The organism is Aeromonas sp. MaB10011B (genome assembly GCF_017939325.1).
Classification (GTDB): Bacteria; Pseudomonadota; Gammaproteobacteria; order Enterobacterales; family Aeromonadaceae; genus Aeromonas; species Aeromonas caviae.
The window spans coordinates 1-14,551 of the sequence record NZ_JAGKRK010000075.1; the positions used below are offsets into that span (position 1 = coordinate 1).

Sequence of the window (14,551 nt, forward strand, 5' to 3'; positions counted from 1 at the left end):
ATGCGTTTGGTTTCTGCCAGCCCGTGATTCCAGACATAACGAGCACAACCGCCCAACTGGCGCAGGCGTTGCGCTTGTTGTTCGGTCGGTTCGAGTCGGAATTTGTAGGCTTTCAGAATTTGCATTTAGCGCTCAGTGTGTAGCATTATTGCCATATCTATTAAGCCCGATTGAGTGACAGAATGCAATTCACTAAAATTAATAAATCACGCCATGCGGCCTACGCTTTGCACGTACATTTGGTGTTTATCACCAAGTATCGAAAGCCGATATTGGGGGATCTGCATCACGCTTCCTTCAGTCAGTGTGCGGCAGAGGTTTGCAGAGATTTTGGTGCGGAACTGAAAGAGTGTGACGGAGAGGCTGATCATGTTCACATGCTGATAGAGTACGCGCCAACGGTACAGCTATCGGTACTGGTGAACTCGTTAAAGGCGGTCACATCAAGGCGACTGCGTAATGAATTTCTGGACTTGAGAGGTGCTTACAGCAAAACCGTACTCTGGTCACGCTCTTACTTTGCGGGCTCTTGCGGCGGAGCACCGTTGGAGGTGATCAAGCAATACATTCAAAACCAGCGGGGCTGACGCCCCGGCGAAATTCCCCTCCCACCTACGTCGGAGGGAGTCCCCTTTCGCATTTAAGATGGATCCAGACCCACAGCCAGCAGGAGATGAGTTACCCCGCCCTGCACGGCTTCCTGTGCGCCCGTCTGGCGGGGCCCGTAGCCCCCGACTGGCAAGATCCGCTGGCCGGCCTGCTGCCTCATGATGCGGCGCTGGACGAGAAGAGTGCCGAGGCGCTGCATCACCTGATCGCCGAGCTGGAAGCCCAGGCCGACGACGCGCAGCTGGCCCTGCCGAGCCAGTGTCGCCTCTCTACCGACAACCCGGAGCAGGTGTTTGACAAGCGCCATCCTCTGGGCCAATGGAGCTATGGCTTCAGTCAGGGGGTAGCCTGCTGGCCGGCGCCGACCGACCTGAACGATCCGGCGACCCGCTATCGCTTCAGCCTGGTGGCCGAGCTCTGCCTGTTTCGCGACAAGCCCATGGCCATGATGCTGCACCAGGCTACGGCCAGCGAGCCCCCCTTCCTCGATTTTTGCAAGCGTCAACGCCAGCAGATGAAGACGGCCCTCAACCTCCTGCTCGGCCAGGATCACTACGAGGCCGAGCCTGAAGAGAGCCCGTCCCTGGACAACGAGCAGACTCGCCAGTGGCAGCAGTGGTTCGAGCTGGCGGCAGAGAGCCGCGATCCCCTCGCTCGCCTTGGCTGGTTCGAGCGCATCATTGCCGATGCCAACCTCCTGTTCGATGAGGCATTCTGGCAAGCCCACGCGGGCCATGGCTGGCAGGTCCCCGAGGCACGCCCTCTGATCGCGGCCAGGGCCGGTCGAGCCGATTGCCTGCTGCGACTTGGGCAGCTTGGGCAGGCACGGGATGAGTACCTGGCCCTGCTCGCCCTCTGTCGCGCCGACGAGCCCGCTTGCCGCCACCCCCTCTCCACCCTCTATGCCTGGCAAGGGGAATGGGATGCCCTGCAACAACTGCTGGTGCGCTTTGATGAAGCCTCCTGCTGGCTGCTTTACAACAAGGCCTTGATGAGCTTTGTCTGCGAAGGGGAAGCGGCGGCGCGCCCTCATCTGGCGGCGGCAATGGAGGTCAATCCCCATGTGCCCGCCACTTTGCTGGGCCAGCGCCGCTTGCCCAAGCAGGAGCCTCGCCGCTGGCAGGGAGGCAGCCGTGACGAGGCGGCGCTCTACGCCTTGCAGAGTCGCGAGGCCTGGCTGACCCACAACGCCTTGATATGGCTGCGAAAGAGTGCGGGCAAGCAGGCCAGTTGAGACCCCAATTGCCGATTCGATGACAGAACACGTGCGCAAACGCACATTTTTCTGGTGACTGGTCAGACAAATGCCCCTGTGTTACGTATCATCAAGGCCAAAGTATCAAGAGAAACTGCACCCGATGCAGCCGCCACAGCAGGATGTCATATGTCGAAGATCATTGAGCTGCTCGCGCACTACCCTCCTTATCAGCTGGTTCACGCCGCTGAGATGGTGCGCGATACCTTTGAACAGTTTTATCAGCAGCGGTACCAACTCACCGTGCCCCAGTGGCGCCTGATGATGGTGCTCGGCCCCCACTACCCCATCAGCCAGAAGGAGCTGGTGGAGGCGAGCGGCATGGACAAGGTACGGATCTCCCGCGAGATCCATCGTCTGGTGGAGAAAGGCATCCTGTTCACCGAGAACAGCGTGCAGGACAAGCGCATCAGCCTGGTCTCCTTCACCCCGGCGGGGCTCACCTTGTTCCAGCAGCTCAAGACGGAGGCGGGAAGCTGGCAGCACACTCTCACCGACTATCTGCCGGCCGAGGCGCGCCAGAGCATTCGCCTGCACCTGCAGAGCGTCAGCGATGCCATCGAACAACTTCACCTGCTGGACAACGAGCAACCCTCATGAAGCTGAACAACTTTGCCACCATGGATGTCAACATGCTGCTGAGCCTGGTCAACATGCAGTTGCGTGATCACTACGAGGATCTCGATGATCTCTGCCGGGCGCAGGATCTCGATCAAGAGGCCCTGGTTGCCAGGCTGGCCAGTGGCGATTTTCACTATCAGGAAGATCAGAAGCAGTTCAGATAGGGATCCGGATCACAACCCGACCCATGCCGCTGGCTCCGTCGGCAAAAGCTGCTAAGGTGGTGGCTACCCGGTCCGTTGATGTTCGCAAGAGGTATGGATACATCTTGTTGTCACAGACCGCGGTTAGCCTCTTGTTCACCACCCGCAGCCAAGGATGACCCATGATGCGCCTCATTCGACCAACCAGCCTGATCACCCTCTGCACATTGCTGGTGATCAGCCTCTTCCTCCCCCAGGTCCCCAACAGCGCCGAGCAGTGGCTCACCACCCTGCTGCTGGCCTCCCTCGTGGCGGTCTTTCTGATGGTCGGCAGCGGCTGCCGCCACTTCCTGCGCGAATAACGACGCCAGAGCGCGATGACTGCCCAAAAACAACAACGCAGCCCGAGGGCTGCGTTGTTGTTTCAGGATACTGGGGAGGCCCCGAGTCGCATCAGTAAGCCAGGGTTTCCAGCTGCTCCTTGGCCTGCTCGATCCCCTTGGCTTGCGCCTCCGGCCCCATGCCCATGCCTTCGGCATAGATGAAGTCCACTTCGGTGATGCCGATGAAGCCCAGCACGGTACGCATGTAGGGGGTCACCAGGTCGGTGGCATTGCCCACGTGCATGCCGCCACGGGGGCTGACCACCAGGGCGCGGGTGTTCTCTACCAGGCCGACCGGACCGGTCTCGGTGTAACGGAAGGTCACGCCGGCACGGGCCACCAGATCGATCCAGTTTTTCAGCTGGGTCGGGATGTTGAAGTTGTACATGGGGGCCGCGATGATCACCAGATCGCTCGCCTTGAGCTCGGCGACCAGCTCGTCGGACTGGGCCAGCACCGCTTGCTGACGCTCGTTCAGGTTCTCGCCACCACGCAGGCCCATGGCCAGCTCGCCGTCCAGCACCGGCAGGTTCAGGGTCGCCAGATCGCGTACCTGGATGGTGTCACCCTGGCGCTCGGCCAGGTAGCCGTCGATCAGGGCGTTGGATTGGGAATACTGGCCCAGGATGCTGGACTTCAGAACGAGGATATTGGCCATGGTGAAACTCCATTTGATTGTCAATTGAACAGCCAGGCTGTCGATGGAGGTCACTATAAAGACTGGCATTAAAGCCTGATAGCGAAAATAGATGCTCAAGTCATTCAAAAAATTTGATGTCTGTGCATTTCCTCGGCGGAGAGGGGCTCATCAAACTCCGCACCCTTGGCATGACAAACGATTGCCGTTATGATCCGCCGCACTTTTTGTACGTGATCCGGATCTCATGACCTCCTCCCGCAGGCACTCCCCCTTTGCCGGCGCCGTCTGGATGATGGTGGCAGGCCTCTGCTTCGCCGCCGTCAACAGCCTGAGCCAGTATGTCAGCTTCAAGCTCGGCCTCCCCTCGACCCAGGTCGCCTTTCACCAATATCTGATCGCCCTGGTCTGCCTGCTGCCCTGGCTGGTGCGCCACGGTCTGCGCCAGTCCCTGATGACGAACCAGCTGCGCCTGCACCTGCTGCGGGTCGCCCTTGCGGTGACCGGCATCCAGTTTTGGCTCTGGGCCCTGGCGGTCCCCGTCCCCATCTGGCAGGGGATCGCGCTCTTGATGACCTCCCCCCTGTTTGCCACCCTGGGATCAGCCCTCTTTCTCAAAGAGCAGGTGAGCCGGGCCCGCATCCTGGCCACCCTGGCCGGCTTTGTCGGCGCCATGCTGATCCTGGCCCCCTGGACCGACGACTTCACCCTGGCCTCCCTGCTGCCGGTGGCGGCCGCCCTCTTCTGGGCAGGCTACTCCTTGCTGGTGCGCTATCAGGCGGCCAGCGAGTCGTCCCACACCATCGTCGTCTACCTGCTCGTCTTCAGCACCCCGTTCAACGCCATGCTGGCGATCCCTGAATGGCAGTGGCCGAGCGAAACCCAGTGGCTGCTGGTGGCCGCCTCGGGCGTACTGTCGGCACTGGCCCAGATGTCCATCGCCCGCGCCTACAGCGTGGCGGAGGCCTCCTTCGTGCAACCTTTTGATTTTGCCAAGCTGCCCATGAACGTGCTGGCCGGCTGGCTGGTATTTGGCTGGGCGCCCCCCGGTCGCTTGTGGCTGGGGGCGGCCATCATCATCGGCGCCATCACCCTGCTCACCCATCTGGAGCAGCGCGCCCACCCACCCACTTCCTGAGGTACGCCATGCGTGCCTCTTTTTTTGCTCACCCGGATCAGCCCTGCTGACCACCGACCTCAGGAGAGATCAGATGTTTGGAACCGCCACCCGCCCCACTGCGACCCGCGCCCTGCTGCTGGGATCAGGCGAACTCGGCAAGGAGGTCGCCATCGAGCTGCAGCGGCTCGGTATCGAGGTGATCGCCGCCGACCGCTATGCCAACGCCCCCGCCATGCAGGTGGCCCACCAGGCCCGTGTGCTGGACATGCTGGATGGTGCCGCCCTGCGCGCCCTGGTGGCCGAGGTCAAGCCCGACCTCATCATCCCCGAGATTGAAGCCATCGCCACCGACACCCTGGCCGCCCTCGAGCAGGAAGGGGTCAAGGTGGTGCCCAATGCCCGCGCCACCCAGCTCACCATGAACCGGGAGGGGATCCGTCGCCTCGCCGCCGAAACCCTGGGGCTGCCCACCTCTGCCTACCGCTTTGCCCAGAGCAAGGAGGAGTTTGTGGCCGCCGTCGAGGCCATCGGCCTCCCCTGCGTGGTCAAACCGGTGATGAGCTCCTCCGGCAAGGGGCAGAGCCTGCTGCGCGATCTCGCCAGGCTGGATGAAAGCTGGACCTATGCCCAGGAGGGGGGCCGTGCCGGTCGTGGCAAGGTGATTGTCGAAGGCTTCGTTCCTTTCGAGTACGAGATCACCCTGCTCACGGTGCGCGCGGTCGATGGCATCCACTTCTGCGAGCCTATCGGCCATCGTCAGGAGGATGGTGACTACCGCGAATCCTGGCAGCCCCAGGCCATGAGCGAGCTGGCCCTGGCCCGCTCCAAGGAGGTGGCGGCCAAGGTGGTTGAAGCCCTTGGCGGCTACGGTCTGTTCGGGGTCGAGCTCTTCATCAGGGGTGACGAGGTGTGGTTCAGCGAAGTCTCCCCCCGCCCCCACGACACCGGCATGGTGACCCTGATCTCCCAGGATCTCTCCGAGTTCGCCCTGCACGTGCGCGCCATCCTGGGGCTGCCCGTCGGCACCATCACCCAGTACGGCCCGAGCGCCTCTGCCGTGGTGCTGCGGGAAGGCCACAGCCAGGATATCCGCTATCAGGGGATTGGCGAGGCACTGGCCCTGGTGCCGGGTGCCCAGCTGCGTCTCTTTGGCAAGCCGGAGATCGCAGGTCGTCGTCGCCTCGGGGTGGCGCTCGCCCGTGGGCAGGATTGCCAGGAAGCCGTGGAGCAGGCCAAGACGGTGGCAGCCCGGGTCGAGGTACTGTTCTAGGCACTCCGCTTTACCACGCAAAAACAAACGTTTATCTGCGTGATCCGACGCAAGGGGCAGGTGACTGCCCCTTTCCCATTGAAGCACCGGGCTTATAATCCCCCCTTCACCTATGTCAGGAGTACAAGATGTTAACTGCCGTGATCTTCGATATGGATGGTGTTCTGATCGACTCGGAACCCTTCTGGCAACGGGCCCAGATGGCCGTCTTCGCCGAACTGGGCCACTTCCACACCGAGGAGGACTGCAACTCCACCATAGGGGTGCGCATCGATCAGCTGGTGGCCCACTGGTACCGGATCCGCCCCTGGAGCAGCCCCAGCCAGGAAGAGGTGGTACAGCGCATTCTGGATCAGGTGATCGCGCTCATCCTGCAAGAGGGACAACCCAAGGCCGGGGTGCTGGAAGCCCTCGACCTCATCGAGGCCCAAGGGCTCAAGATCGGGCTCGCCACCTCCTCCCCGTTTGCCATGGTCGAGGCGGTGCTCGGCAAACTCGGCATCCAGGACCGTTTCATGGCGGTCCACTCCGCCGAGGTGGAGCGCTTTGGCAAACCCCACCCGGATGTCTATATCCACGCCGCCGAGAAGCTCGGCGTCGAGCCTGTGCACTGTCTCGCCATCGAGGACAGCTTCACCGGCCTGCTGGCGGCCAAGGCAGCCTCCATGACGGCGCTGATCGTGCCGGACCCGGCGCTGGTCGGCGATCCCCGTCTGGCCATCGCCAACCACGAGCTGCGCTCTCTTGCCGAGCTGAACGCAGAGATGCTGGCCGACTGGGTCAAGTAGGCAACACGGACTGACCTCCTGCCTCCCTTCAGCCCGCTCATAAACGTGCGCTTGCTCGCGGTTGCGCCGCCTTGTGGCGACTAGAATCAGCAGGAGCACAGAGACGGCCCACGGGCCCGAGGAGGTCACCATGATCGAATACACCAGCAAGCGTATCGTCTGCCCCCACTGCGGCCACCACACCCGGGTCGAGCTGGATGCCAGCCAGGGGGATCAGGAGTTCTACGAAGATTGCATGGCCTGCTGCAACCCCATCCATCTGCGGCTGCACCGGGATGAAGCCCGCGACTGCCTGCAACTCTTCGTGGATGCCGACGACGAGCAGCTGTTCTGAATCCCCCTGTCCAGACACAGACAAAAACAAACGGGACCCTGTGGGTCCCGTTTGTTCTGGTGCCATCGTCAGGCTGGGTCACGCCTCCCTCAAGCACGCCGCCTTCGCCGACGTCATGGTCGGAACAAACTCCACCACCTGATAATCGGCCGCCTCTGTCTGCTTAAAGGGATCCTCTGCCAGCATCGCCTCCAGGGCGTCTCGGCTCACTCCCTGCGCCAGTATGACGCCCCCGACTCGGGGTACCTGACGCCCGGATGCCAGAAAATGGCCTGCGGCATACTGCCGCTCCAGCCACGCAATGTGGGCCGGGATCAGGGCATCGATCTCCGCCAGCGGTTTCACATAAGTCAATGTCACGACAAACATAGAGAAGTCTCCAAGGCTCTGGGGCGGCGCCTCTTCCACAAGAGGGCACCTTTCCCGTGATGCCGCCCTCCTCTTCGAACCCTGGGGGCAGCGCTCAGGTGGTTACTGGCGCGCCGCCAGCACCCGCTCCACCGTGTCGACGATGGCCTGGGTCTGGGGGTCAATCTCGATGTTGGTCTGCCAGCCGGCCTTGACCCAGCCCAGGTTGGTGCGGGCCAGGGTCTCGGGGATCAGGTTGACGCAGAACTCCCTGGCGCGTACCTCGCCCACGGTGAGGCTGATGCCGTCGATGCCGATGTAGCCCTTGGTCAGCACGTACTTCATGAGCGCAGGATCGAGGCGATACCACACCTGGCGGTTGTTGGGGGTGTCGATGACCGAGGTCACCTCGGCCGTCCCCATGATGTGGCCGGACATGGCATGGCCGCCAATCTCGTCCCCAAAGCGGGCGGCCCGCTCCACGTTGACCTTGTCACCCACCACCAGTTGCCCAAGGTTGGTGAGGCGCAGAGTCTCCTGCATCAGATCGAAGCTGACCAGATCCCCCTCCACCCGGGTGACGGTCAGGCAGCAGCCGTTGTGGGCTACCGAGGCCCCCAGGGCCAGCCCCTCGCCCCAGGCCGGGCTCGGCATGCGGATCACGTGGGTGCGAAAATTGGGCAGTGAATCGATGGCCACCAGTTCGGCGGTCCCTTGTACGATGCCGGTGAACATGAGTCTCTCCAGGCTGTGAAAATTGTCGGCAGGTTACCCCCGGCCACCTTGCAAGACAAGGGTGCCGGCTGACAAGGAGAAGCGCGATCGCTATAGTGACCCCAATCAATCCAGACTGAACGAGGAAACAAAAATGCAGGTATATCAATGCTGTGAAGCCATTCGCATCGCCTACAACCAGATTGGCTCCGGTGAGCAGGGTTATGTGCCCCAGGCCATTGCCGCCAGCATACGGGCGCTCAACGCCGTGGCCTCCGACGAACGGGTACCGGCGGATCTGCGCGAGCAGGCGGCCTATGCCGCGGCCAACCTGCTGATCAGCGATCACGAAGACGCCTGATCCCGGCTACAAATCTGCCGCCGACCTTCCCCGTTGGCGGTTTTTCAGGCTAGAATGACACCCCCGCATTTTGTCTCCTCAGGACGAGGAGGCAAAAGCCCATCTCTCTTGCCCGCTCTTTCTCTTTTATCTGATCCACTCGGAGGTGTCAGTGCAACGTTATTGGTCCGAGGCGAAGCAGCTCGTTCGTCTAGCCAGCCCCATTCTGGTCGCCCAGGTGGCCCAGATCGCCATGAACTTCGTCGATACCGTGATGGCGGGACAGGTGAGCGCCGTGGATCTGGCCGCCGTGTCGGTGGCGTCCAGCTTCTGGTTGCCGATCATCTTGCTGGTGCAGGGCATCATCATGGCCCTCACCCCCATCGTTTCCCAGCTCAACGGCGCCCGCAAGCAGGATGAGGTGCGCCCCGCCGTGCACCAGGGCTTCTGGCTCGCCCTCATCGTCACGCCCATCGCCATGGTGGCACTCTACTTCAGCCCCCTGGCACTGCAGTTCATGGATGTGGATCCCGTCATGGCGGCCAAGACTGCCGGCTACCTGCACGCCATCCTGTGGGGCCTGCCCGCCTTCGTGATGTTCCAGGTGCTGCGCAACTTCAGTGAGGGGCTCTCCCACACCATGCCGACCATGGTTATCGGTTTCGTGGGGCTCGCGGTCAACATCCCCGCCAACTACATCTTCATTCACGGCCACTTTGGCATGCCGAAACTCGGCGGCGTCGGCTGCGGCGTGGCCACTGCCATCGTGCTCTGGGCCATGCTGCTGGCGATGATCGTCTATGTGAAGTGTTCTGCCCACTTCAAGCGCATCAACCTGTTCGCCCAGCTGGCACGCCCCAACGGCAGCCGGATCTGGCGCCTGTTCCGCCTGGGGTTCCCCATTGCCATGGCCATCTTCTGCGAGGTGACCCTGTTTACCGTGGTGGCCCTGATGCTGGCCCCCTTCGGTGCGGAGACGGTGGCGAGTCACCAGATTGCGCTCAACTTCTCCAGCCTGGTCTTCATGCTGCCCCTCTCCATCGGTGTCGGTGTGACCATCCGGGTCGGTCACAACATAGGGGAAGGTCAACCGGATCAGGCCAGGGTCGCCGCCCGCACCGGCCTGATGCTGGGCATGGGCGTCGCCGCCGCGACCGCCGCCCTCACCGTGCTGCTGCGCGACCCCATCGCGGGGATCTACACCGACGACCTGCAGGTGATCGGCCTCGCCGCCACCCTGCTCTTCTTCGCCGCCATCTACCAGATCTCCGACTCGGTACAGGTGGTGGCCGCGGCGGCTCTGCGCGGTTACAAGGACACCCAGGCCATCTTCTACGTCACCATCGTCGCCTATTGGGGGCTGGGTCTGCCCACCGGCATGATCCTGGGGCTGACCGACTGGGTGGTACCGCGCATGGGCCCGCAGGGCTTCTGGATAGGCTTCATCGTCGGTCTCACCTCCGCCGCCCTGATGCTGGGCGCACGGCTGCGCGTCATCTATGGCCGCTTCGCCAGCCCCGCGGCCTGCACCGCCCTCTCCCGGGCGCAATAGGGCGCGGCCAGGGGCACGGGGAGCCGCACTTTTGGGGCGGCTCGCCTGTAAAATCAACAGGCTGCACAAGAACTGGGCAAACAGTCTCCTTTGTGCATGTCCCTTGTTGACAGCCTTGGGGGCCATGGGTAGTATGCCGACCACGCCAGCAGTGCTGGCGGGATAAAACGGGTTTTCAACCCGGTTTATGAAGTGGGTTTATAGCTCAGTTGGTTAGAGCACTACCTTGACATGGTAGGGGTCGTTGGTTCGAATCCAATTAAACCCACCACTTTTCGTGATGCGTCCTTAGCTCAGCTGGTTAGAGCACCACCTTGACATGGTGGGGGTCGGTGGTTCGAATCCACTAGGACGCACCATCACGAAACCCTGTTATGCGTCCTTAGCTCAGCTGGTTAGAGCACCACCTTGACATGGTGGGGGTCGGTGGTTCGAATCCACTAGGACGCACCATAACAGTTTGAATAAATTGCAGATATGAATTTGATGTGGGTTTATAGCTCAGTCGGTTAGAACAGTACTTTGACATGGCGTAGGCAATGTCGTTGGTTCGAATCCGGTTGAACGCAGATGTGGGTTTATAGCTCAGTTGGTTAGAGCACTACCTTGACATGGTAGGGGTCGTTGGTTCGAATCCAATTAAACCCACCACTCCCCTGCAATGACACACAAAGTCGCCTTGCGCACCCTGCGTCCTTAGCTCAGCTGGTTAGAGCATCACCTTGACATGGTGGGGGTCGGTGGTTCGAATCCACTAGGACGCACCAGATTTGAAAAGCCCGCTTGATAGCGGGCTTTTTGCATTGGTCGGCTCTGACATCCGCTCTCCCCCGTCATCTGCCTCCTGTCCCCTCTGGCCCGCGGGCCGCCATTGTCGTGCCATGGCGGCCGCGTTTACCTCGCTTCGTCAGAAGAGATCGAGCTGCTGGCCGCAGATCCGCTCGAACGACTCCCCCACAAAGGGAAGGATGGCGTCGGCGATGGGCCTGAGCTGCTTGTCGATGTAGTGCTCGTAGTCGACGGCGCTGCGCCGGTACTCCAAAGGCTCGGGGCCGTTCAGGGTCATCAGGTAGGCGATGGTGCCCCTGTGCTGATAACGCTGGGGCAGGCCGCGGCGCAGATTCTCCTCGTCCGCCAGGCGCGCCGCCCGCACATGGGGTGGCACGTTCTTCTGATACTCCTCGAGTTTCTGGCGCAGCCGCTTGCGGTAGATGAGCAGATCGTCGTGACGGCCGGCCCGGGTCTCGTCCACCATGGTGCGCACATAGCTGCTGGGATCCTGGTCGTGGAACACCATTTCGTAGAGCCGGGTCTGGAATGCCTTGGCAAGGGGGGTCCAGTCGGTGCGCACCGTCTCTAGCCCCTTGAACACCAGGTGCTCCCCTTCCCCTTCGCCCACCAGTCCCGCATAGCGTTTCTTGCTTCCCTTCTCCAGCCCGCGAATGGTGGGCATCAGGAAACGGCGGTAGTGGGTCTCGTACTGGATCTCCAGATGGCTCGGCAGGCCGAACTCCCGCCTGATCAGCGCGGCCCAGTTGTCATTGATCATCTTCGCCAGTCGCTGGCCAATCTCGTCCGCCTGTTCGAGACGGATATCGCTCCCCAGGTGCACGAAGGTGGAGTCGGTGTCCCCATAGATCACCTCGAACCCTTCTGCCTCTATCCACTCCCGGGTCTGCTGCATGATGCCGTGGCCCCGCAAGGTGATGGAGGAGGCGAGCCTCGGGTCGTAGAAGCGGCAACCCCCCGACCCCAACACCCCGTAGAAGGAGTTCATGATGATCTTGATGGCCTGGGAGAGGGCCTTGTTACTGGCGGCCTTGGCCCGATCCCGCGCCGCCCAGAGGGTGGCGATGAGATCCGGCAGGAAGTGACGGGTTCGGGAGAACAGGGCGCCGCGAAAGCCTGGAATGGCGTTATCCGGGTGTTTGAGCCCCTCCACCAGCCCCATGGGGTCGATGCAGAAGGTGCGGATGATGCTGGGATAGAGGCTCTTGAAGTCGAGCACCAGCACGTGGCGATAGAGCCCCGGCTTGGAGTCCATCACATAGCCGCCGGGGCTGGCGAGCCCGCCGTCTGCCGGCAGGTTGGGCGCCACGTAGCCACCGCGGTGCAGCCGTGGCAGATAGAGGTTGGTGAACGCCGCCACCGACCCGCCCACCCGGTCGAGCTCGAGACCGGTGAGGGAGGCGCGCTCGATGGCGAAGGGGATGAGGTGGCAGAAATCGAAGATCTCCCACACCAGCCTGCAATCTTCCAGGTTGTAGCGGGCCAGCGCCTCCTTGTCGGAGTGGAACAGCTCGGTGATCTTCTCCCCCCGGTTGGCCACGTCCTCAATGTCCTTGCCCCGCCCGAGCAGCTCGCTCGCCACCGCATCCAGGCTGTAGCTCGGGAACTGCCAGGTGGCGCTCTTGAGGGTATCGATGCCGTCCAGCACCATGCGCCCCGGGATGATGACGTTGCCGCTCTGGGGGTCGTTTCGGGACGAGCGCCAGAAGCAGAGCTCCCGCCCGCGCCCGAGCCGCAACCGCCGCTTGTGGAGTTCGGCGCGGCGCAGCAGCAGGCGAAAGTCGAAATTCACCACGTTCCAGCCGATGACGAGATCGGGATCGTGCAGGCTGAACCAGCCCTCCAGGGCAGCGAGCAGGGCGGGCTCGTCCGCCACCCACTCGACGTGGGTCTCCCAGTCCTGCGAGCCCGGCTCCGGGGAGCCAATCATGATGACCCGCGCGTCCTCTTCGCTATGGAGCCCCACCGAGAAGAGGGTGCCATCCATGGCGCACTCCACGTCCAGGGAGACCCAGGAGAGGGTCGGCGTCACCGCCTGCGGCGCACAGCGCGCCTCGTTTACCTCCCAGTAACCCTGCCTGCCCCCCTTTCGCCTCGCCTTGCCGTCAAAGCGCATCCCGGCGGTGATGAAGCGCTCCATGAGAAAGCGCTCGGGCAGGCGGATATCCGCCTCGAAGTGCTCCAATCCACGGATGAGCAGCAGCTCGATGGCGCGGTGAAAGGCGCTCAGGGTGGCAAAGTAGCAGCCCACCACCCGGCTCCCCTCGAAGGTGTGCATGGGGAGGCGGCGAAAACGCCCCCTCACCCCAGCCCCCTTGAAGAGCTCGGCCGCCTCCTCCAGGTGGCGTTCCGGCAGGAAGAAGACCGGCTCCTGCCCCGGCACCACCACCCGTACCGGTCCCTGTGCGCTCCAGAGCCACATCACGATCTCGGTACGCCCCTGCACATCCCGACCATGGCGGGTCAGGATGAAGCCGTCGAGCGGCGGGGTCACGGGAGGAAGGGGCTGGATGTCGGTCATGCAGGTGGTCGGGCTCAAAAGTGGAATGGGACTATTGTACGTTCATACAGTACCCGGCTGCAATTGCCGGGCTGGGCCCTCAGGGCAGGCGCTGTGCCCCCTCTTTGCCATCCGGCGCCGGATTGGGGCATAGTAACCTCGGCATCACTCACCGGCACCGGGCGAGACGGCATGTCCAACTCCCGGCAGACGCTGCGGCCTGCGCGCGCGCCAACCTTTTCCTCGACAAGGAGCACCCCATGACACAACAGTGGCAACGCATTGCCTCCCGCCTCACCGATGTGGGCGGCATCCCGGTGGCTCGCGCCATCCCGGTCAAGGAGCGGCGCACCATCGGGCCCTGGTGTTTTCTCGATCATATCGGCCCGACCCGCTTTGCCCCCGGCGCCCCCGGCATGGATGTGGGGCCCCACCCCCACATCGCCCTGCAGACCTTCACATGGATGCTGGAGGGGGAGATCCTCCACCGGGACAGCCTGGGCAGCAAGCAGGTAATCCGTCCGGGCCAGGTGAACCTGATGACCGCAGGACGGGGCATCGCCCACACCGAGGAGTCGGTCCCAAACCAGCCCGATCTGCACGCCGCCCAGCTCTGGATAGCCCTGCCAGAGGCGGATCAGCATACCCCGCCCCGCTTCGATCACTACCCGACGCTCCCCCGCTGGCAGCAAGGGGAGATCACCCTCACTCTGCTCATCGGCGAGCACGGCAGCCAGCGCGCCCCCACCCTGCACTTCTCCCCCATTCTGGGGCTGGATCTGCACGCCCCCGAGGGAGGCGAGATCACCCTCCCCCTGGACCTCGCCTTCGAGCACGGCCTCTTTCCCCTCGCGGGGGAGACCATCATCGCAGGGGAGGCCCTGGCCCCGGAGCAGTTGCTCTACCTGCCCCCCGGCAACCGGGAGGTGGCGCTGACCCTGCGCCCGGGTGCCCGGCTGCTGCTCATTGGCGGCGAACCCCTGCCCAGACCGCTGCAGATCTGGTGGAACTTCGTGAGCGTCGACAAGGAGGCCATTCGCACCGCCACCGCCGACTGGGAGAGCGGTCATCCGCGCTTTGGCGAGGTGACGGGTTACCAGGGGCCCCGTCTCAAGGCGCCCCCCCTGACCGGGCTCTGAGCCAGGGTC

The 14,551-nt window shown here is 62.9% G+C and carries 16 protein-coding genes and 5 tRNA genes; 17 read left to right on the plus strand and 4 right to left on the minus strand.

From position 1 onward, the window contains the following. The first annotated feature begins 182 nt into the window (after positions 1–182). The 5 genes from tnpA (at position 183) to J9893_RS16110 (ending at position 2,990) form a co-directional block, all read left to right on the plus strand. Positions 183–587 carry an IS200/IS605-like element ISAs26 family transposase gene (gene tnpA, locus J9893_RS16090; RefSeq protein ID WP_202211882.1) on the plus strand — a complete coding sequence of 135 codons (405 nt, stop codon included), beginning with the start codon at positions 183–185 and terminating at the stop codon, positions 585–587. An 86-nt stretch (positions 588–673) separates the two neighbouring features. Then, entirely contained in the window at positions 674–1,843 is a 1,170-nt protein-coding gene (locus J9893_RS16095) for a UPF0149 family protein (RefSeq protein ID WP_010674640.1), read from the plus strand. Between the two features lie 150 nt (positions 1,844–1,993). Further along, positions 1,994–2,464: a MarR family winged helix-turn-helix transcriptional regulator gene (locus J9893_RS16100; protein WP_010674639.1), complete on the plus strand. Its 471-nt coding sequence runs from the start codon at positions 1,994–1,996 to the stop codon at positions 2,462–2,464. Then, the gene (locus J9893_RS16105; protein WP_010674638.1) at positions 2,461–2,649 is read left to right on the plus strand and encodes a DUF4250 domain-containing protein; all 189 of its coding nucleotides are present in this window, start codon (positions 2,461–2,463) and stop codon (positions 2,647–2,649) included. The genes J9893_RS16100 and J9893_RS16105 overlap by 4 nt, the downstream gene beginning before the upstream one ends. Positions 2,650–2,810: 161 nt before the next feature. Next, positions 2,811–2,990: a hypothetical protein gene (locus J9893_RS16110; RefSeq protein WP_010674636.1), complete on the plus strand. Its 180-nt coding sequence runs from the start codon at positions 2,811–2,813 to the stop codon at positions 2,988–2,990. Positions 2,991–3,081: 91 nt separating this feature from the next. Here the strand turns inward: J9893_RS16110 and J9893_RS16115 are convergent, their stop codons facing one another. Further along, positions 3,082–3,669 (minus strand): FMN-dependent NADH-azoreductase, encoded by a 588-nt coding sequence (locus tag J9893_RS16115; protein WP_010674635.1) that lies wholly within the window; start codon positions 3,667–3,669, stop codon positions 3,082–3,084. A 226-nt stretch (positions 3,670–3,895) separates the two neighbouring features. Between J9893_RS16115 and J9893_RS16120 the strand changes: the two genes are divergently transcribed. The 4 genes from J9893_RS16120 to J9893_RS16135 all read left to right on the plus strand — a co-directional run bounded on the left by J9893_RS16120 (position 3,896) and on the right by J9893_RS16135 (position 7,160). After that, complete coding sequence (locus J9893_RS16120) at positions 3,896–4,786, plus strand: DMT family transporter (protein ID WP_104455889.1); 891 nt, start codon at positions 3,896–3,898, stop codon at positions 4,784–4,786. Positions 4,787–4,859: 73 nt separating this feature from the next. Further along, positions 4,860–6,038, plus strand: coding sequence for a formate-dependent phosphoribosylglycinamide formyltransferase (purT, locus tag J9893_RS16125; RefSeq protein ID WP_041211381.1), 1,179 nt, complete (start codon positions 4,860–4,862; stop codon positions 6,036–6,038). 128 nt (positions 6,039–6,166) lie between these two features. Beyond that, positions 6,167–6,826, plus strand: coding sequence for a hexitol phosphatase HxpB (gene hxpB / locus J9893_RS16130; RefSeq protein ID WP_069785071.1), 660 nt, complete (start codon positions 6,167–6,169; stop codon positions 6,824–6,826). A gap of 130 nt (positions 6,827–6,956) precedes the next feature. Continuing rightward, the gene (locus J9893_RS16135; protein WP_005336871.1) at positions 6,957–7,160 is read left to right on the plus strand and encodes a CPXCG motif-containing cysteine-rich protein; all 204 of its coding nucleotides are present in this window, start codon (positions 6,957–6,959) and stop codon (positions 7,158–7,160) included. A gap of 78 nt (positions 7,161–7,238) precedes the next feature. Here the strand turns inward: J9893_RS16135 and J9893_RS16140 are convergent, their stop codons facing one another. Further along, on the minus strand, positions 7,239–7,529 hold the full coding sequence (locus J9893_RS16140) for a YciI family protein (RefSeq protein WP_113978641.1): 291 nt from the start codon (positions 7,527–7,529) through the stop codon (positions 7,239–7,241). Between the two features lie 102 nt (positions 7,530–7,631). Further along, on the minus strand, positions 7,632–8,243 hold the full coding sequence (locus tag J9893_RS16145) for a riboflavin synthase (protein WP_010674630.1): 612 nt from the start codon (positions 8,241–8,243) through the stop codon (positions 7,632–7,634). Positions 8,244–8,376: 133 nt separating this feature from the next. Between J9893_RS16145 and J9893_RS16150 the strand changes: the two genes are divergently transcribed. From J9893_RS16150 to J9893_RS16180, 7 genes are all read left to right on the plus strand, one after another. Further along, complete coding sequence (locus J9893_RS16150) at positions 8,377–8,583, plus strand: YaeP family protein (protein ID WP_010674629.1); 207 nt, start codon at positions 8,377–8,379, stop codon at positions 8,581–8,583. A 151-nt stretch (positions 8,584–8,734) separates the two neighbouring features. Further along, positions 8,735–10,114 (plus strand): MATE family efflux transporter, encoded by a 1,380-nt coding sequence (locus J9893_RS16155; RefSeq protein ID WP_029314480.1) that lies wholly within the window; start codon positions 8,735–8,737, stop codon positions 10,112–10,114. A gap of 194 nt (positions 10,115–10,308) precedes the next feature. Continuing rightward, positions 10,309–10,385, plus strand: a tRNA-Val gene (locus J9893_RS16160). 11 nt (positions 10,386–10,396) lie between these two features. Further along, positions 10,397–10,473 (plus strand) — tRNA-Val (locus tag J9893_RS16165). A gap of 17 nt (positions 10,474–10,490) precedes the next feature. Next, a tRNA-Val gene (locus J9893_RS16170) sits at positions 10,491–10,567 on the plus strand. 121 nt (positions 10,568–10,688) lie between these two features. Then, positions 10,689–10,765, plus strand: a tRNA-Val gene (locus J9893_RS16175). Between the two features lie 39 nt (positions 10,766–10,804). Further along, a tRNA-Val gene (locus tag J9893_RS16180) sits at positions 10,805–10,881 on the plus strand. Positions 10,882–11,021: 140 nt separating this feature from the next. Here the strand turns inward: J9893_RS16180 and J9893_RS16185 are convergent. Continuing rightward, entirely contained in the window at positions 11,022–13,424 is a 2,403-nt protein-coding gene (locus J9893_RS16185) for a DNA polymerase II (RefSeq protein ID WP_210600961.1), read from the minus strand. Positions 13,425–13,663: 239 nt separating this feature from the next. On the opposite strand from J9893_RS16185, the gene J9893_RS16190 reads away from it, so the two are divergent. Continuing rightward, on the plus strand, positions 13,664–14,542 hold the full coding sequence (locus J9893_RS16190) for a pirin family protein (RefSeq protein WP_210600960.1): 879 nt from the start codon (positions 13,664–13,666) through the stop codon (positions 14,540–14,542). Positions 14,543–14,551 lie beyond the last annotated feature (9 nt).